The following is a 19,507-nucleotide window of genomic DNA, read 5'->3' on the forward strand; positions in this document are numbered from 1 at the left end:
ATAAATCACTAACGACGGCTGTAAATAAACTAACAGAATCAGTTTATTCCATATATAATCTGTAGGATAAGCTCATAGAGTTAGAGGCTACAAAATCAGTATTTCAAGCTGTTAATTAACTCGTTAGGCTTTTAGATTGTTTTGTTGAAGAAGGTTTTTCTAGCTATTTTTTTCAATAACCTTTTCTATTCTTATTATTCGATTAAAAAAGAAAAACCTAAGGTGTTACCAATCGTACTTTTTATGAGCATCTAAACGAATAAAGATGAATAAGAGTAGTGTGAATCCCCACAAAGAAGAACCACCGTAGCTGAAAAATGGGAGCGGAATTCCTACTGTAGGAAATAAACCGATTACCATACCTATATTCACAGCAACATGAAAAAAGAAGATAGAGGCTATACTGTAACCATATATTCTTGCAAATTTGTTAGTTTGAATTTCTGAAAGGTATATGATTCTATATAGAAGCGCCATAAATAAAATAATAACGAAGGAACTTCCTATAAAGCCCCATTCTTCACCTACGGTACTGTATATATAATCGGTGTGTTGTTCAGGAACAAAATTACCTTGTGTTCTATCTCCTTGTAAAAAACCTTTTCCAGAGAGGCCACCAGAACTAATGGTTTTTTCTGATTGAAAAGAGTTGTACCCAATCCCTTTATTGTCTTGAACTTTTCCTAATAAAATGTCAAATCTATCTTTTTGATGTTGCTCAAGAACATTATTATAGGTGTAACTTATACCTATAATAAACAAAGTAGTAAAGAGATATGAGCTAAGTATTTTTAATGCGTTAAAACGGAAAAAACGCTTGTCTTTATAAATTCCGTAAAGTGTGGCAAGTGTTATAATTAATAAACAAGAAATCAGTACCCATTTGGCGCCAAAAGAAACGGTTAAAATAAATAAAATAATGGTTGTTACTCCGAATAAGATATAGCTTAAGGTAAGTCCTTCTCTGTTTAACACAAAAAAGAACGCAAAATAAATTAATACTGACCCCATATCAGGTTGTAATGCAATAAAAAATGCGGGTAAAAAAATGAGGACAAAGGCTTTTGCTTGGTTTTTTAATAGTTTAAGGTTGTATTGCCGATCACTCATCAATTTAGCTAAGGCTAAAGCAGTGAAAGCTTTTGCAAATTCAGAGGGTTGCAGTCCAATTCCTCCAAAATTATACCAAGAAGTAGCTCCGTTAATTTTTTTTCCGAAGACTAAAACTCCAGCAAGTAAAACCAATGATATAATATATAAAACACTGGCGAATTGTTCGTAAAATTTAGAATTAAAGAAAAGAATAAAAATAATCACAGGAACACTCAACCCTATAAAAATAAGTTGTTTACCGTATTTTGTTGAGAAGTCAAATAGTTCTCTAGATTCTTCTGTTGAAGATGCGGCATAAATATTCATCCATCCAAAGCCAACTAATATGATATATAACAATACAAGTAGCCAGTCAATTCCTGCAAAAATATTATTTCGTTCTTGTCGCAATTGTATCTGTTTTTTGGATTAGTAATTGATTATCGTATCGTTCTTGAAGGCTTAAATTAATCATTCTATCTTCTACATGTTTTCTTGTAACTTCACCTTTTAAATACTTTTCAATTAAAAGACTGGTAATTGGTGCTGCAATTGTAGCTCCGTATCCTCCATTTTCAACAAAAATGGCAATGGCTATTTTAGGATCGTCTTTTGGAGCAAAAGCTACGAAGATTGAATGATCTATCAACTGAACTTTTTTTCCATTAACTCTAATAAAATTTTCAACAGTACCTGTTTTACCGCAAATGTCTATTCCTTTAACTTGACTATATCTAGCCGTACCTCTGGTAAATGTTTCGTACATCGCCTCAATTGCAACAGGAAAATGTTCAGGAGAAACAGTTGTGTTTCTTCGCATTATATAAGTAGAGTCTTTAATAGGTTTGTTATCTATTTTTTTAACAATATGAGGAGTGTAATAATATCCTTTGTTCGCAATTGCAGCAGTCATGTTTGCTAGCTGGATAGGAGTGGTTTCTACTTCACCTTGACCAATAGAATTGGAAATAGTAGTTGTTGCTCCCCATCTAAAATCATAACTTCTATCGTAGAATTTTCCGTCAGGAATTCGTCCTTTTTGGCCAGAAGGTAGGTCATACCCTAAATAATTTCCTAAACCAAAACTTTTGGCATGTTCACTCCAAGCATCTGTACCAATAGTAGCGTTTTCGTATTTATCAACAATTTTTCTGTAGGTGTTAGCAAAATACGTGTTACATGATTTAGCAATAGCTGTTTTTAAACGAACAGGACGACCAACAATATTACAGTGACAGCCCATGAATTCGTTTGGTCTTCTACCATAACGATAACCATGATTACAGAAAAACCCTGAGTTTTCATCAATTACACCTTCTTGTAAGCCAATTAAGCCTGTGAGTATTTTAAAAGGAGAACCAGGTGCGTATGATGCTTGTAAACCTCTGTCGAAAGTAGGCATGTTAATAGTATCGTTAAATAGTCTTACTGAGTTTGGAGAGCGATTTCTTCCAACTAATAAGTTTGGGTCATAAGAAGGGGCAGTTACCAGTGCTAAAATTTCACCTGTTTGAGGTTCTAAAGCTACAATTCCACCTCTTTTACCTTTCATTAATAATTCACCGTATTGTTGTAATTCACTATCAATAGTTAAGGTTAAGTCTTTTCCTGGAACTGCTAACGTGTCGTATTTTCCATCTTTGTACGAACCTGTTATTTCATTTAAGTTGTTACGTTTAAATCTTTTTTTTCCTTTAATACCTCTTAAATAATTTTCATATTGTTTTTCAACACCCCAAGCGCCAATTAATTCTCCTTGTTCGTAATAGTCGCTTTGTTTTGCTTTGTATTCACTTACCTCACTAATATAACCTAATACATTTGCAGCGGATTTTACAGGATAATTACGAATAATACGTTTTTGTACATAAAAGCCTTTGTATTTTGGTAGTTTTTCTTGAAGGTAGGCATAATCTTCTTTAGCTAATTGTTTTAAAAATACTGAAGGAAGCCAACGAGCATAATTTTCAGCTTTTTGAAAACGCTTTTTAAAATCGTCTTTATCAATTTTTAAAAGATTACAGAATTCTAAGGTGTCAAGCGGCTCTACTTCTTTCGGAACAATCATTACATCGTAGGATAATTGATTTGCTACGAGTAGTTTTCCATTACGATCATATATGTAGCCTCTAGAAGGATAATCATACTCAACCTTAATAGTAGCGCTATGAGTTAGATTGTTTTCACTTCCTTTTACGATTTGTAAGTGAAACAATCTAGAGATATAAATAATTCCGATAAGGGTAATTAAAAATAAGAGTAAAAAACTTCGTTTCATGTTAGCTTTTTCCTAAATATAAAACTTCCTAAAAAATACAAGAGTAACGTAAAAATACTAGAAAATAGTGTGTTGATAAGTACGTTAGTGAAATTGTAAAAGCTAAAGTTAGTTAAACTAAACAAGATAAAATGATGAATAAGTGTTAAAATAGCAGTGTAGTTAAACACCTTATCAAAAGATTCGTGTCTTAGGTTAAAAAGTTGATAGTCTGTAGTCGATTTTTTAAAGATAACCTTGAAAAAAAATAGCCTAAGGTAAGCTATAAACAAGGTAGCGAAAGTGTGTATACCTCCAGAGTTAGAAAATGCATCTACCGAAAGTCCTAATAAAAAAGCTGTAATTAAAATAGGAAAACGATTTTCTTTTATAGGATATAGAAAGATAAATACAATGTATATATAAGGGTTTACATATCCTAAAAATAAAATATTGTTAAGAACAAGCACTTGTAGTAACAAGAGAAAAACAAATAAAAGTATTAAGTAAATAGTTCTATTCATTATTGTTTTCTAAATTTTTAATTTCTTCTTTATGAAGATTCGTTACGACATAAATGTACCCTAAGTTAGACATGTCGTTAAAAAGTTTAATATCAATATTGTTAACAGCAGATAATTCTTCGGGAACTCTAATAATAGTACCAATAGGGATTCCTTCAGGAAAAATAATAGATCTACCTCCTGTAATAATCGTGTCACCTACTTGAAATACTGCTTGACGAGGAATATCAGTTAACTGAACAATATTATAATCTTCACCATTCCAAACTAATGTTCCGTAATGATGATTGTTTTTAAACTTAGCATTAATGTTACTTTTAGAGTTTAAAATAGATTGTACTCTGGCAAAATTATTAGATACATTATCAGTAATTCCAATAATACCTTTGCTGTTAATTACAGCCATTTCTTTTGAAACATTGTCGTTTTTTCCTCTGTTAATCGTTATAAAATTATCCGTTTTGCTATAGGAGTTCTTGATGATTTTTCCAGAAGTATAAATGTAATCAGGATTCAATTTAACTGTGTCAATAGCCTGATGACTCGAAATACTATCAAAGTAACTGTTAAGTCTTTCTAATTTATTTTTTAGAGATAGGTTTTCTTCAACTAAAACTGAATTTTTCTCTTTTAAGCTAAGGTAGTCCGATAAATTAGAAGATTTTTGATATAATCCACCAGTAATAAAATTAGTAGAACTAATAAATTTACTTTTATGAAAAGAGTGGTTGTTAATGATTAATGCAACAGCTATAATTTCTAGAAATAGAAAAAATAAGAAGAACTTATACTTCTGAAAGAAATAAATAAGCTGTTGCATAAATAATCATTCAATTTTATTTGATTAATACTGTTTTGTATTTTTCTAGGTTTTTTAACGCAATACCAGTACCACGTACAACCGCACGTAATGGATCCTCTGCAACGTAAACAGGTAAATCTGTTTTTCTAGACAAACGCTTGTCTAAACCTCTAAGCATAGATCCTCCACCAGCAAGATAAATACCAGTATTATAAATATCGGCAGCTAGTTCAGGTGGTGTTTTAGATAATGTTTCCATCACAGCATCCTCAATACGTAGAATAGACTTGTCTAAAGCTTTAGCAATTTCACGATACGAAACTTGTACTTGCTTAGGTTTTCCACTTAATAAGTCACGACCTTGCACCATCATGTCTTCAGGTGGATTGTCTAAATCTTCAGTTGCAGAACCTATTTGTAGTTTTATTTTTTCAGCTGTAGTTTCTCCAACATATAAGTTGTGTTGGGTACGCATGTAGTACATAATATCGCTTGTAAATAAATCACCAGCTACTTTTACTGATTGATCACATACAATGCCAGCAAGTGCTATAACAGCAATTTCAGTGGTACCACCACCTATATCAATAATCATGTTTCCTTTAGGTTCCATTATGTCAACACCAACACCAATAGCAGCAGCCATAGGTTCAAAGATTAAATAAATTTCTTTAGCGTTCATGTGACGACCAGAATCAATTACTGCTCGTTTTTCTACTTCGGTAATTCCTGAAGGAATACAAATTACCATACGTAATGATGGTGGAAAAAGCCTCTTTTTAATTGCAGGAATTTGTTTTACAAATTCCTTAATCATTTCTTCAGAAGCTTGGAAATCTGCTATAACACCGTCTTTTAACGGACGTATAGTTTTGATATTTTCATGGGTTTTTCCTTGCATTCTATTTGCTTCATGACCTGTGGCGATAATTTTACCTGTTATTCTGTTACGAGCAACAATAGAAGGGTTGTCTATAACAACCTTACCATTGTGAATTATAAGTGTATTGGCAGTACCTAAATCTACTGCAATATCTTCTGTCATGAAATCGAAAAAACCCATAAAGATTTCGTTATTTTATATTTATTTTAATGTATTTTCACAAATCTAATAAAAATCTGTGGGTAATTTACATTGAATATAATTAATGTTTAAAATGTCTTGTTCCAGTAAAAACCATTGCTACATTGTTATCATTACAATAGTCAATACTTAATTGATCTTTAATAGAACCTCCTGGTTGAATCACACTTTTAATTCCTGCTTTATCTGCAATTTCTACACAGTCAGGGAAAGGGAAAAATGCATCACTAGCCATAACCGCTCCGTTTAAATCGAAGTTAAAGCTTGTTGCTTTTTCAATTGCTTGTCTTAAAGCATCAACTCTACTTGTTTGACCAGTTCCGCCAGCTAATAATTGCTTATCTTTTACTAAGATAATTGTATTAGATTTTGTGTTTTTACATAGCTTAGATGCAAATAACAAGTCCTCTAACTCACTTTCTGATGGTTTATTGTTTGTTGGGTACGATAAATCTTCTAATTTATCAGTAATGTAGTCTTTATCTTGAACTAAAACCCCGTTTAAAGCAGTTCTTACTGTTTGTTTTGGTAATTCTATTTCTTTTTGAACTAAGATTACTCTGTTCTTTTTACCTTTTAATATTTCTAAAGCATCAGCATCGTAAGCAGGTGCAATAACAACTTCACAGAATAATTCGTGAATTTCTTCAGCAGTAGCTTTATCTATTTTTGTGTTTGCAATTAAGATTCCTCCAAAAGCAGAAACAGGATCACCTGCTAAAGCATCAACATAAGCTTGGTGAATTGTTTTACGTTGTGCAAAACCACAAGCATTGTTGTGTTTTAAAATAGCAAATGTTGGATCTTCACCTTTAAATTCTTCAATTAAGTTTACAGCAGCATCAACATCTAGTAAGTTGTTGTAGCTTAACTCTTTTCCGTGTAACTTATCAAACATTGCGTCTAAATCTCCAAAGAAAAATCCTTTTTGGTGTGGGTTTTCTCCATAACGTAATACTTTTGAAGTAGTTTCACTTGCTTTGTAAACGATTTCGTCTTCGTTAAAATAATTGAAGATAGCCGTGTCGTAGTGAGACGAAATATTAAAGGCTTTTGCAGCAAACTTTTTTCTGTCGGTTAAGGAAGTGTTTCCGTTGTTTTCAGAAATAATATTTAAGAACTCTGCGTATTGCTCCATTGAAGAAACAATTACTGTGTCTTTAAAGTTTTTAGCAGCAGCACGGATTAATGAAATTCCTCCGATATCAATTTTTTCAATGATATCTTGTTCAGGAGCACCAGAAGCTACTGTTTTTTCAAAAGGATATAAATCTACAATCACTAAATCTAACTGCGGAATGTTGTATTCTTCCATTTCAGAAACATCCCCGTCATGGTCTTGTCTGTTTAAAATACCACCAAAAACTTTAGGGTGTAATGTTTTAACACGACCTCCTAAAATTGAAGGGTACGAAGTAACGTCTTCTACAGGTACAACATCAATACCTAAGTCGTTGATAAATTTCTCTGTACCACCAGTAGAATAGATAGTAACACCTAGTTCGTTAAGTTTTTTTACGATAGGCTCTAATCCGTCTTTATGAAAAACGGAAATTAATGCTGATTTAATAGTTTTTGTATTGTCCATTATTGTTGTGTTGTTGAGCTTGCAAAGCTAGTAAAAGCCTAGGGCTTACACAATAAAATTTTAAGTTTTGAAAAGTAAAAAACGCCACCAAAATTAATTCGATTCTGGTGGCGCTTTCATACAACAAATATGAAAAAAGAAAACATTACTCTGCAGTTTCTAAAAAATTACGAAACCAAGCAGTAAATTTTTCTAGTAAAGATTGTTGAGATGCTGAACGAGCATTAGCATTACCTAATGCTGCATAAGAAGGATATTCTCTATTGCTCATAATAAGGGGATTAAATGGGGGTTATTAAAAAACTTACCAAATAAAACAAAAAAAATCCTAAAAATCAAATGATTATCTAAAAAATTAGATAAAACTTGCTACTTTGTTGCATACATATTCCAATAAAGCCTCATCATTAGGGGTAAAAGGGTTAACGGTATGAGAATCAATATCAATTTGACCGATGTTTTCTCCGTTTACAAAAATTGGAATTACAATTTCCGATTTCACCTTCCATCCGCAAGAAATATAATTATCTTGTTCGCTAACATCTTGTACTACAAAGTTTTTGTTACTTACAGCAACTTGACCACAAATTCCTTTTCCGAAAGGGATAATAGTGTGTTCGGTTGGTTCTCCGTTAAATTGTGCTAGCTTTAGTTCTTCCTTATCTCCGTTTCTAAAGTAAAACCCAACCCAATCGTAGTAAGCAATTTCAGAAGCTAAATAATCGCAAATTTGTTGTAGTTTTTCTTCTTTTGAAGAAGTGTTACTAACTATAGTATCAATATTATTTTTTAATTCTTGTATGTTCATTTTATATGTTTCTTATCTTGTTCGTAAAGACTTGTATGTGCTTACAAAAATAGCATAAAAAAATCCCGAGAAATAAGCTCGGGATTTTTTATTACATCATTTGTAAATTGTTAATTTCTTGTTGTGTAAGCTCACGCCATCTACCACGAGGTAAATTCTTCTTGGTTAATCCAGCAAAAACAACTCTATCAAGTTTTATTACATGGTAACCAAAGTGTTCAAAGATTTTACGAACGATACGGTTTCTTCCTGAGTGGATTTCAATACCAACTTCAGTCTTTTTCTCTCCATCTACATAAGAAACTGCATCAATAAATACCTTTCTTCCTTCGATAACTACATCACCACGTAATTTTTCTAAATCAGCTATAGTTAATTTCTTGTCTAACGAAGCATGATATAGTTTACGTACATTGTGCTTTGGATGTGTTAACTTCTTGGCCATTTCACCGTCATTGGTAAATAATAATAAACCAGTGGTGTTTCTGTCTAGTCTTCCTACAGGGTAAATACGTTCTTTGGTAGCATTCTCAATAATTTCCATCACTGTTTTACGACCGCGATCGTCTTCCATGGTTGTGATGTAATTTTTAGGTTTGTTAAGTAATACATAACGTTTTCTTTCCATAGAAATTAACGTACCATCAAAACGAACTTCATCAGTTGGTTGTACTTTATATCCCATTTCAGTAACTAATTTTCCGTTTACTGAAACACTTCCGTGCTCGATATAAGTGTCAGCTTCTCTACGAGAGCAAATTCCTGAGTTTGAGATGAATTTGTTTAAACGAATACCAGTATCTTCTGTTTTTTTCTGAACAGGTTTGTTGGTTTTAGGTTTTCTGAAATCTTTTTTGAATTGATTTTTTCCTTGAGGATTGCTGTTGCGTCCAGCTTGTCGTCCTCTCGACGAGTTTTTTGAATTCATTCTTAAATTTTTAAAAAGTGCGCAAATTTACGGTAATTATTTGAGTTTTAATCTAAAACTTCAATTACTTTATCTAAAATCAGCGATTTATCAATAAATAACAAACTGAATACTCCAATTAATAATAACACTTTTAAAATGTTATGTGCTAACCTGTATTGATTTTTATGAACGGAATTCCATGTGTAAAATCCGACAAAAATTAAGGTGATTGCTGCTAAATAGAAGTAGTATTTCATGTATTCAATAGCAGGGTAGGTGTTTATAATCCCGATAGGAACTAATGTAAGAAACATTAATAAAATAATAGTTCTTTTGGTAGTACGTTCGCCATAAATTACAGGAAAAGTATTGTAGTTGTTGGCGATAGCTCCTTTAATGTTTTCTAAATCTTTGATTAATTCTCGTGTCATAATAACTAAAAAGAGAAAAATTGCATGCACAAAAATCACTTTTGAAAAGTTTTTATAATGTACAAATACAACAAAAAAAGGGAGTATAGTTAAGATGGTTGCAGTAATGAGTCCAACCAACGGATATTTTTTTAATTTATGTGAATAAAACCAAATGCCGAAAATATACACCGCAAAAAAGAAAGCTGCTCTCCATGATACTAACCAGCCAAAACCAAAGCCAATAAAATTCAGTAAAAAATAAAGTCTGAGCTTTGTTTCTTGTTTTACGTAGGAGTCAATCCCAGTTTTTATAGGACGATTGATTTTATCAGCATTTTTATCATAAAAATTATTGATGATATATCCTGCTGCAACTACACAAACAGTAGCGATAACTAAGTAGAGTAAATGCCAATCGAAAACAACAGGCTTAACCGATTTTACATCAGAGAAAATAAAAATAGCAGCCAAATATTGGGCTGCTATTAATACTAAAATATTGTAACCTCTTATGACTGATAAAAGGCTTAATATTTTTAAAAGTAAGGTGTTGTTTTTAAATGTACTCATAGTAGCATTTTAAAAGCGGTACACCAATTCTAATTTATAATCTTTTAAACTATTTTTTGCTTTTTCGTAATCTTCAGTAAATCCTAAGATATAACCTCCACCACCAGAACCACAAAGCTTTAAGTAGTAATCGTTTGTTTGAATTCCATTTTCCCAAACTTTATGAAAAGCAGTAGGAATCATAGGTTTAAAGTTAGTTAATACTACTTTTGATAACTTTTTTACATTACCAAACAACGATTTTACGTTTCCTTGTAAAAAATCTTCAATACAAGCATCAGTATGCGTAGCAAACTCTTCGCTTATCATTTTACGGAATCCTTCGTTTTTCATCTTATTCATAAAGATGTTAACCATAGGTTCAGTTTCACCAACTTGTTCAGAATCTAGTAAGAAAACAGCTCCTTTTCCTTCTTTTTGAGATGGAATGCCAGCTGGTTCAATATGTTCTTTCGAATTGATTAAGATAGGTAAGCTTAAATATGAGTTTAACGGATCTAATCCAGAACTTTTTCCGTGGAAAAAAGATTCCATTAAAGAAAAAATCTGTTTTAATGCAAGTAACTTATCGCGTGTTAGGTTTTCTAAAACCGTAATTTTATCGTTAGCATACTGGTCGTAAATAGATGCCACTAAAGCACCAGAACTTCCCACTCCATATCCTTGCGGAATAGAAGAGTCGAAGTACATACCATTATCGATGTCATTTTTTAATGAAGCTAAATCAAAAGAAACTAAATCAGAGTTTAAGTTTGCTAAATACGTATAAAATTTAGCTAAACTTTGATTTGATTTTTCAGCTTCTCCGGTTAGGTTTTTAGCAGACTTTAATGCGCCTTTATAAGAGCTAAAAGGAATAGCTAGTCCTTTAGAATCTTTGATGATTCCGTATTCTCCGAAGAGTAATATTTTAGCGTAAAATAAGGGTCCTTTCATAGGTGTTTTAATTACAGGGCAAAGATACGAGTAAAAGTGCTAGTTTACAAACTAGTATACGTTTTTGTAAAAAGTTTTCCAAATACCAACTTTCTCGTTTTCTCGATATTTTCCTTTAGATTCGATTTTACCGTTTTTGTAAAAAGTTTTCCAAATGCCTTCTCTTTTACCATATTCGTATTTACCTTCTTCTTTAAGTTCTCCTGATTCGTAGTAAACTTTTCGTATGCCGTGTAACTTTCCGTCTTTATAATTGGCTTTATGAAAAGGTTTACCGTTAGGGTGATAATACAATACTAAACCGTCAAATTCTTCTTCATTAGGAATGTTAACAGTGCTAAATCCTTCCATTTGAATTTGGCCATTTTTGTAGTAATCTACAATCCAAAAGCCATTGTTCATTCTTTTAGGTGTGGGTCTGTAAAATTCGTGATTTTCTTTAGTTGTTTCTTGCCAGTTTTTATCAAACCACACAGTGTCTTGCGCAAAGATGGACGTAGTGATAAAAAGGGAAACAAAAAATAGTAGTATAGTTGAATTTCTCATGATAGTAGGAAATTTAGTTAAGGTTACACAAGTCTTGCACCAAGATCCGTGCTATCACAAATATACTGATTTTTTTGGCAGTATGCAGCTAAAATATTCTTAATAAACAGTTCAATTTCAGTCTTTTCTGAATTAGGGTAAAGTACATGTACGTTTGCACCTGCATCTAAAGTAAAGCAAATATTACTGTTGTTTTCCTCTCTGTATTCCCAGATTTTATTGATAATTTCTAACGTATTAGGTTTCATCAAAATAAAATACGGATTACTAGTTAACATCATTGCATGTAGCGTTAACGCTTCGCTTTCAACTAAATTGATAAAGGATTTGATGTCTCCGTTTTGAAGGATTTTGGATAGTTTTTCAAGGTTCTCATTCGCTTGAATAAAACGATTTTCAGCATACGGATGATCGTGCATCAAATTATGACCAACAGTACTAGAAACTTGTTTTTCTCCTTTATCAACCAATAAAATGGTGTCTTGATAGTTTTCGAAAATAGGATGTACTTCGTATGGGAATTTTACACCAAATAAGTCTGAGCTTCCATCGATCTTTGGATGTTTACCCCAAACCACTAACGGACCTTCAATACTTCTACTAGCACTTCCAGAACCTAAACGAGCTAAGAAAGATGCTTTTTTGTTGATGTATTCCTTAGTTAACTCTGGATTTAATTCTTTTTCTAAGCTCATTAAACACATAGCGATAGCGCTCATTCCGCTTGCAGAAGAAGCAATTCCGCTACTGTGCGGGAAAGAGTTTTCCGAAGAAATAACCATTGAATACTCTAAGATATACGGACAATATTCTTGAATTCGCTCAAAGAACTTAGCTATTTTAGGTTTAAAATCATCTTTCTTTTTTCCTTCAAAGAACAATTCAAATTGAGCTTGATTTTTAGGGGTTGTCTTTGAAAACTCAATTTTTGTAGTAGTATGACAGTTGTTTAGCGTGAAGCTTATTGAAGCATTTTTTGGGATTTGTGGTTCACTTTTTCCCCAGTATTTTACCAAAGCAATATTGCTAGGTGTTTGCCAAGTAACTGTTAAGTTTTCTACTTTTTTGTCTTGAGATTGAAATATAAAATCAGATGTATTCAAAGTGTAAAATTTTGCGGTAAAGATAAAGTTTCACTTACACTTGTGCTAATGAATTTTTAATTGGGTATTTTTGTTGCATGAGAAAAATTAAACTGATTTGGGATTTTAAAGGTCCTGATGGATTGGAAACGGCAAAGCATCACTGTATACATTTAAAAGAGTTTGCACAGATAGATAATTTGCCATATCATGAAGTAAATTTTGTATCTTTAAACAAAATGCATACCATTGCTTTTATAGTGGTTGATGAAGAGAATATGAAGATTTTTAGAGATGCATTAAAACCTCATAGAGGAGAATTAGCGTAAATAACACAAAAAAATAGACCTATGTTTTTAATTAATGCCTTAGCAAAACCAAAAAAATCATCTGAACATTACGATGAAGTTTTAGGAGCGTATGTAAGTTTGTATATCGATTATAAAGATATCGAAGGAGCTATGCAGTTAGCTAAATTTTACATCAAGGAAGAAGACTGGAAAGTAGTAGAAATAGAAGACGAATATTTTACGTTAGATTCTGTTGACGATGTAGAAGATGAAGAGCAAAAAGAGTTGTATGAAGAAGCTGTAGAGTATGGGTACTCTATCGTTTTTAACTGCTACGAAGAAGAAGGAGAAGAAGACGAAGATTAAAAAAAATAAAGTCATTTCGAACGAAGTGAAAAACTTCAATTTATGTTCGAAATGACTTTTAATCTATTCTGCAATAGCATTTGCGCAAATAAAACCTCCTGTCCACGCATTTTGAAAGTTGAAGCCACCAGTAACGGCATCAATATTTAATACTTCACCTACAAAAAACAAGTTTTTGTGTTTTTTGCTTTCAAAACGTTTAAAGTTAATTTCTTTTAAATCGATACCGCCAGCAGTTACAAATTCTTCTTTAAAAGTAGTACGGCCATTTGCGTTAAACAACCCTTTTGTTAATTGATTCGCTAAATTTTGAAGTTGCTTATTGCTCAAATCAGCCCAATTCTGATTGTTTTTTATTTCTGAAGCTGCAACTAATCGTTCCCATAATCGACGAGGAATATCGCTAAAAGGAGATTTTAAATTCACTTGCTTTTTAGCTTGCGATTTTTTTAACTGTTGCAACTCATCAAAAACTGAATCTGTATCTTGTCCTAGCCAATTTACCAATACGTTGTATTGATAATTTTTGTCAGCTAAAATACGAGCACCAAAAGCGGATAGTTTTAAGATAGCAGGACCACTTAATCCCCAATGGGTAATTAATAATGGACCAGAATTTTCTAAATTCGTTCCAACAAGTGTTACTTCGGCATTAGGAACGGATATTCCGCCTAAATCTATAATTCGTTTGTCTTTGATATTAAAAGTAAATAAAGAAGGAACAGGTTCAATAATTGTGTGATCTAGGGTTTTACATAAATCCCAAACTTTTTTACTACTTCCTGCAGCAACCACTACGAAATCAGCTTCAAAATTTTGATTTTTTGTGTTGATAATCCATTTCTCATTTTGTTGAGAAATGGAGTTCACACCATGATTTTTTAACACCGTAATTCCGAGGTTATCAACAGCGTCTTGAAAACAATCAATAATTGCTTGAGAAGTATTAGCTTCTGGAAATACTCGATTATCTTCTTCTATTTTTAAAGGAACTCCTCGATTTTCAAACCATTCAAAAGTATCACCCGTCATGAATTGATGAAATGGTCCAAGTAATTCTTTTTCTCCTCTAGGATAAAATTTTGTCAATTCCTTGGGATCAAAACAAGCATGCGTAACATTACAACGGCCTCCACCAGAAATTTTTACTTTTTGTAAAACCTCTTTTCCTTTCTCAAGAATAGTAATGTTCAATTCAGGATTGAGTTCTTTTGCATTAATAGCAGTAAAATAGCCTGCTGCTCCACCACCAATAATAATGACTTTTTTCATTATAAAATCATTTCTTTATATGAAAGGATAGTATTGAATCCTTTTTGTTGAAAATAGTTAATGCTGTCTTCATTACCTGTAGCCAAAATAAAATCTCCACCCCAAGCACCTAGGCTTTTTACTTGTCCAAAATAATCTGGAAATGTAGTTTCTTTTACAGGATTTATTTTAATTATTGAGCTAATAAGTTTTTCATGCTCAATAATAATTTTGTTTAGGTCTTTTGAAGTGTTCGTGTGCAAAAACTCTCGTGTCAAGTTATCTATTTCAGGAATTAACCGTAGCGCTTCTTCTTTGTGTTTTTTATAGTGAGCAATTCCTTCTCTACTATTTTGTTTTTGATTCAAATGCACAAAAAACAATTCCTCAGAAAAACTTGGATTGAAATTTACTTCTTCAATATGAGGTTGTTGACTTCGACTACGCTCAGTCATCATTAATCTATATAGAATAGGAGTGTTATGTTTTGCACAAGCAATATCGTAACCACTTCCAGAAAAAGCATTCCAAAGTAATGTAAACGGATTTATATTAGCCCAAGTAGCAATATTATTAATTAAAGTTGAAGAACTTCCTAATCCCCAGTTTTGTGGAAATGTTAGGTTTGTTTTTACAATATACCCATGATTAGTATTTAAAAAATTAGGATTTAATTTTTTTGCTTCTTGTAAAATATCATGTAAAGTTTCAGCTATAAATTCGGCACTACCTTCTTTATCAGAGTTAAATGTAGCTGAGGTTAACCTAAGTTTTGGTAAATCGAAAGAAGCTTCAAACCAACATTCTCCTGTATGGGTAAAACTTCCCCAAATAAGTTGTGGTTCTTTAATCGGTTCAACGATTAAGTCTTGTCCAAACTTGGTAGGAATAGCCAATGATGTAGCGCCATCTAGAACAACATATTCGCCGGTGAGTAATAATTTTCCGTTAGAATAGTGTCGCATTATACCAGCCCAAATTGTTTAAAATGATGGGTAAAGTGTTTTATTTGAAACTTTTTCCAATACTCATAATCCAACTCTCCAAAAAATGGATGCACTACTTTTCGGTTTGGATCTTCATTAAACACAGTCTCAAAATATTGAACCTGATGTATCAAATCATCAATAGCTTCGTTCATTGAATCAAACTTCAGTGGAGTTGGATCTTCTGATAAAAAAGGAGCTTTAAATCCAACTTGTAATTCGCCATCGGTATTTAAAAAAGGTTTTCTTCTAGCTGTTTTCTCATCAGAAACATACATGTCAACATGCCAATTTCCATTAGCTATTTGAGTAACTGTACTTAAATGCTCTACCATTTGTTGCCCGTTCATTTTTCCAAATAAGGGTTTTGCATCAGCTGCTAAATTTATAAGCTTACTACGTACTTCTTCCTCATTTAAAAAGTCTACCCATTGCACTTTTGGTTTGCGAAGCTCATTTAGTTTTTCAACTACAGCACTGTGTGAGGCCGTTCTATCTTCAAAATAAGCAACGACTGCTTCTTTTTCTTCGTTGGTGGCTTTGTGTTGATTTAAGATGTTCATCAAGTGCATTTTCATATGTCCATGTTGAATACCTTTAGTAGTTAAGGCACGTAAAGCAGCAAAATTTTGCGCTAAACCAGCCGCAGCGATAATTTGCATTAAGGTGCGTGCGCTTGGTTTTTGCATCATATCTAGCGATAGTTTCGCCATTGGGTGTAATGCTGTTAATCCACCCACAGTTCCTAATGCTAGAGGAATTTCAATCCAAAACCTAAAAATACCGTCTTTTACTTCACAGTGTGTTAGGCTTTTATATTGTCCATCTTTTGAAGCATACGCATGTGCTCCTGCTTCAATCGCTCTAAAATCGTTACCAGTTGCCAACACAACAGCATCTATTCCATTCATAATACCTTTATTGTGTGTAACTGCACGATACGGTTCTATTTCAGCGATTTTAACTGCTTGTTCAAATTTTTGAGCAAACTTTTCAGGATTTTTGCCTCCTAATTCTTCTACCTTACAGCTAACTTCCGCTCTAACTAAACATTCAGGAACGTAGTTAGAAAGTATGCTCATCACAATTTCAATATCATCTTTCCTAAAAGCTTTAGCAATAGCTTCTAAACAAGAATTGATAAAGTTAGCACCCATACTATCTTTTGTTTCAAACGTAACATGTAATTGATAGTAATCTGCTAGTTTATCGGTTTTGTCAACCAGTTGAATATCTAAAATACCACCACCACGTTTTTCCATATTCTTTGTAATGGATGCAGTGGCAGCATGTAATTCGGTTTTTTGTTGATTAAAATAGGTTTCTAACTCTTTTTTGTTACCAGCATACATAAAATGTACCTGACCAATTTTTGTAGTAGAAATTACTTCTGTTTTAAATCCTCCACGAGTACTCCAAAACTTGGCAACTAAAGAAGCAGCAGCAACAACAGAGCTTTCTTCAACCACCATTGGTATTACATAACTGCGTCCGTTAATAATAAAGTTAGGAGCAATGCCGTAAGGCATATAAAAATTAGAAATGGTATTTTCAATAAAATCATCGTGCAGCTGTTGTAGTTTTTCGTCTACATTCCAGTATTGCTTAATGGTTTGTATAATTTCTGGTTGATTGTTAAAGTAACTTTCTGCCAACCAGTCTATTTTTTCCTCTTTGGTAAGTTTTGAAAAACCAGAGATCGTTTTAGACATCCTCAATTCATTTTTTGATGGTTCAAAGATAAGTGAAACGTGTTAAAATAGGGGTGATATTTAGTTTTTATGATTTTTTTGAGGGGGTTTTTGGCTATTTTTCCGTAAACTTGGCAAACTTTTTAGATAAACAACAACTTAATATGAAGAAATTATTACTATTTTTTATAGGGATATCTTCGCTAGTGCAAGCTCAGAAAAAAGATATTTCCTTAGAAGATATATGGAGAAAAGGCACGTTTAGAGCAGATTATATGAACTCTTTAAATTCTATGAATGGAGATTTTTATTCGCTACTAAACTATGAAAATGGAAGTACTTCGGTAGATAAATACAGCTATGAAACTTTAGAAAAAGTAGCTACTATTGTAGATAGTAAAGATTTAGCAGGATTGAAATCATTTCAATCATATAGTTTTAACAATGACGAAACCAAATTGATTTTAGGTACTAACTTTAAGTCAATTTTTCGTCATTCTTTTTTAGGTACATTTTATGTGTACGACATTGCTAAAAAGACATTAGATCTTATAGGTACAGATATTCAGGAACCTACATTTTCTCCTGACAGCAAAAAAGTAGCCTATGCTAAAGCAAATAACTTATTTATTAAAGATTTTTCTGATAATACAGTTACTCAAATAACTAGCAACGGAAAAAAGAATGAAATAATTAATGGTATTACTGATTGGGTATACGAAGAAGAATTCGGTTTTGTAAAAGCTTTCGATTGGAGTGCAGATGGTAACAACCTAGCTTTTTTACGTTTCAATGAAAGTGAAGTAAAAACGTTTTCTATGGATGTTTACGGAAAAGAAAAATATCCATCTCAACACGTTTTTAAATATCCAAAAGCAGGAGAGGCTAACGCAAAAGTTTCATTACATATCTTCTCATTAAATACTGGTAAAACTGCTGAGATAAGAGTAGGAGATTATGAATATATTCCGAGAATTAACTGGACAAGCGATGCTAATTTATTAGCTGTTCGTACGTTAAATCGTCATCAAAATGATTTAAAAATGTATTTTGTTGATGCTAACTCTTACAGAAGTCACTTAGTTTTAAATGAAACAGATAAAGCTTACGTAGATATCAACGATGATTTAACATTTTTAGATGATAACAGTTTTATCTGGACAAGTGAAAAAGATGGTTACAATCACGTTTACCACTATAATAAAGACGGACAGTTATTAAATCAAGTAACTAAAGGAAACTGGGAAGTTACCTCTTACTACGGTTATAATGCTGTTAAGAAAACTATTTACTATCAATCGGTAGAAAATGGTTCTATCAATAGAGGAGTTTATAGTATTTCTTTAGACGGAAAGAATAAGAAGTTGTTAAGCAATCCTTCAGGAACAAACAATGCTTCTTTCAGTAAAAACATGCACTATTTTATCAATACGTTCTCAGATGCAAACACACCACCTGTGTATACTTTACGAAATGATGAAGGAAAAGTATTAAAGACAATTATTGATAATACAAATTTAAAAGAGGTTGTAGCAGGGTATAATTTAAGTGAAAAAGAGTTTTCAACGATCAATGTAAATGGAAACGATTTAAACATGTATACTATCAAGCCAGCAAACTTTGACGCGAATAAGAAATATCCAGTTTTAATGTATCAATATTCTGGCCCAGGTTCTCAAAATGTAAAGAATAGCTGGAATGGGGCTAACGATTACTGGCATCAAATGTTAGCACAAGACGGATATATTGTTGTTTGTGTTGACGGTAGAGGAACAGGATTTAAAGGTCGTGACTTTAAAAAAGTTACTTATATGAATTTGGTGAAGTATGAAACGGAAGACCAAATTTCAGTAGCTAAAGAATTAGCAAAATTATCGTATGTAGACGCAAATAGAATTGGTATTTGGGGATGGTCTTTTGGAGGACACATGAGTACCAACTGTTTATTAAAAGGAAATGATGTGTTTGCAGCGGCAATTGCTGTAGCACCAGTAACTACATGGCGTTTTTACGACACTATTTATACTGAGCGTTACATGCGTACACCAGAGGAGAATCCAGCAGGGTATGATGATAATTCACCATTAAATTATCCAGAATTATTAAAAGGAAAGTATTTATTAATTCACGGAACAGGTGATGATAACGTACACGTGCAAAATGCTTACAGAATGGCTGAAGCGTTAATTCAAGCTAACAAGCAATTTGAATGGGGTATATATCCTGACAAGAATCATGGTATTTATGGAGGTAACACACGCTTACACTTATATACTAAGATGACGAACTTTATTAAAAACAACTTATAAAC

General features: G+C 32.4%; 19 protein-coding genes. 3 read left to right on the forward strand and 16 right to left on the reverse strand.

All coding sequences use genetic code 11. From position 1 onward, the window contains the following. Positions 1–225: 225 nt before the first annotated feature. From rodA to AC3VI6_RS08110, 13 genes are all read right to left on the reverse strand, one after another. The gene (gene rodA, locus AC3VI6_RS08050; protein ID WP_497705800.1) at positions 226–1,503 is read right to left on the reverse strand and encodes a rod shape-determining protein RodA; all 1,278 of its coding nucleotides are present in this window, start codon (positions 1,501–1,503) and stop codon (positions 226–228) included. Next, the gene (gene mrdA, locus AC3VI6_RS08055) at positions 1,484–3,370 is read right to left on the reverse strand and encodes a penicillin-binding protein 2 (protein ID WP_497705801.1); all 1,887 of its coding nucleotides are present in this window, start codon (positions 3,368–3,370) and stop codon (positions 1,484–1,486) included. The genes rodA and mrdA overlap by 20 nt, the downstream gene beginning before the upstream one ends. Further along, on the reverse strand, positions 3,367–3,873 hold the full coding sequence (mreD, locus tag AC3VI6_RS08060) for a rod shape-determining protein MreD (protein ID WP_497705802.1): 507 nt from the start codon (positions 3,871–3,873) through the stop codon (positions 3,367–3,369). Before mreD ends, mrdA begins: the two co-directional genes overlap by 4 nt. Then, positions 3,866–4,693 (reverse strand): rod shape-determining protein MreC, encoded by an 828-nt coding sequence (mreC, locus tag AC3VI6_RS08065; RefSeq protein WP_497705803.1) that lies wholly within the window; start codon positions 4,691–4,693, stop codon positions 3,866–3,868. Before mreC ends, mreD begins: the two co-directional genes overlap by 8 nt. 16 nt (positions 4,694–4,709) lie before the next feature. After that, complete coding sequence (locus AC3VI6_RS08070; RefSeq protein ID WP_298996445.1) at positions 4,710–5,738, reverse strand: rod shape-determining protein; 1,029 nt, start codon at positions 5,736–5,738, stop codon at positions 4,710–4,712. Between the two features lie 82 nt (positions 5,739–5,820). Then, positions 5,821–7,347 carry a bifunctional phosphoribosylaminoimidazolecarboxamide formyltransferase/IMP cyclohydrolase gene (gene purH, locus AC3VI6_RS08075; protein WP_497705804.1) on the reverse strand — a complete coding sequence of 509 codons (1,527 nt, stop codon included), beginning with the start codon at positions 7,345–7,347 and terminating at the stop codon, positions 5,821–5,823. A gap of 145 nt (positions 7,348–7,492) precedes the next feature. Further along, positions 7,493–7,618, reverse strand: coding sequence for a hypothetical protein (locus AC3VI6_RS08080; protein ID WP_408034764.1), 126 nt, complete (start codon positions 7,616–7,618; stop codon positions 7,493–7,495). 84 nt (positions 7,619–7,702) lie between these two features. Further along, complete coding sequence (locus AC3VI6_RS08085) at positions 7,703–8,155, reverse strand: XrtF-associated fRMsr-like GAF protein (RefSeq protein WP_298996437.1); 453 nt, start codon at positions 8,153–8,155, stop codon at positions 7,703–7,705. A 91-nt stretch (positions 8,156–8,246) separates the two neighbouring features. Continuing rightward, complete coding sequence (locus AC3VI6_RS08090; protein WP_497705805.1) at positions 8,247–9,083, reverse strand: pseudouridine synthase; 837 nt, start codon at positions 9,081–9,083, stop codon at positions 8,247–8,249. Positions 9,084–9,130: 47 nt separating this feature from the next. Further along, positions 9,131–10,048: a geranylgeranylglycerol-phosphate geranylgeranyltransferase gene (locus AC3VI6_RS08095; protein ID WP_274634480.1), complete on the reverse strand. Its 918-nt coding sequence runs from the start codon at positions 10,046–10,048 to the stop codon at positions 9,131–9,133. 9 nt (positions 10,049–10,057) lie between these two features. Then, positions 10,058–10,984: a mevalonate kinase family protein gene (locus AC3VI6_RS08100; RefSeq protein ID WP_497705806.1), complete on the reverse strand. Its 927-nt coding sequence runs from the start codon at positions 10,982–10,984 to the stop codon at positions 10,058–10,060. Between the two features lie 51 nt (positions 10,985–11,035). Continuing rightward, positions 11,036–11,530: a toxin-antitoxin system YwqK family antitoxin gene (locus AC3VI6_RS08105; RefSeq protein WP_497705807.1), complete on the reverse strand. Its 495-nt coding sequence runs from the start codon at positions 11,528–11,530 to the stop codon at positions 11,036–11,038. A gap of 23 nt (positions 11,531–11,553) precedes the next feature. Then, positions 11,554–12,633: a diphosphomevalonate decarboxylase gene (locus AC3VI6_RS08110; protein ID WP_497705808.1), complete on the reverse strand. Its 1,080-nt coding sequence runs from the start codon at positions 12,631–12,633 to the stop codon at positions 11,554–11,556. Positions 12,634–12,710: 77 nt separating this feature from the next. Here AC3VI6_RS08110 and AC3VI6_RS08115 point away from each other — a divergent pair, with 77 nt between their 5' ends. Beyond that, entirely contained in the window at positions 12,711–12,941 is a 231-nt protein-coding gene (locus tag AC3VI6_RS08115) for a hypothetical protein (RefSeq protein ID WP_497705809.1), read from the forward strand. A gap of 21 nt (positions 12,942–12,962) precedes the next feature. Beyond that, the gene (locus AC3VI6_RS08120; protein WP_497705810.1) at positions 12,963–13,268 is read left to right on the forward strand and encodes a hypothetical protein; all 306 of its coding nucleotides are present in this window, start codon (positions 12,963–12,965) and stop codon (positions 13,266–13,268) included. 63 nt (positions 13,269–13,331) lie between these two features. On the opposite strand, the gene AC3VI6_RS08125 is transcribed toward AC3VI6_RS08120, so the two are convergent. Genes AC3VI6_RS08125 through AC3VI6_RS08135 form a run of 3 tightly spaced genes read right to left on the reverse strand, consistent with a single transcriptional unit; the run spans position 13,332 to position 17,223 of the window. After that, positions 13,332–14,540: a BaiN/RdsA family NAD(P)/FAD-dependent oxidoreductase gene (locus AC3VI6_RS08125; protein ID WP_497705811.1), complete on the reverse strand. Its 1,209-nt coding sequence runs from the start codon at positions 14,538–14,540 to the stop codon at positions 13,332–13,334. Continuing rightward, complete coding sequence (locus AC3VI6_RS08130; RefSeq protein WP_497705812.1) at positions 14,540–15,484, reverse strand: GYDIA family GHMP kinase; 945 nt, start codon at positions 15,482–15,484, stop codon at positions 14,540–14,542. Before AC3VI6_RS08130 ends, AC3VI6_RS08125 begins: the two co-directional genes overlap by 1 nt. Beyond that, complete coding sequence (locus AC3VI6_RS08135; protein ID WP_497705813.1) at positions 15,484–17,223, reverse strand: hydroxymethylglutaryl-CoA reductase, degradative; 1,740 nt, start codon at positions 17,221–17,223, stop codon at positions 15,484–15,486. The genes AC3VI6_RS08130 and AC3VI6_RS08135 overlap by 1 nt, the downstream gene beginning before the upstream one ends. A gap of 137 nt (positions 17,224–17,360) precedes the next feature. Between AC3VI6_RS08135 and AC3VI6_RS08140 the strand changes: the two genes are divergently transcribed. Further along, a complete protein-coding gene (locus AC3VI6_RS08140; RefSeq protein ID WP_497705814.1) occupies positions 17,361–19,505 on the forward strand; it encodes a S9 family peptidase in 2,145 nt (714 codons plus the stop codon). Positions 19,506–19,507 lie beyond the last annotated feature (2 nt).

Source organism: Tenacibaculum sp. TB-56 (assembly GCF_059716275.2).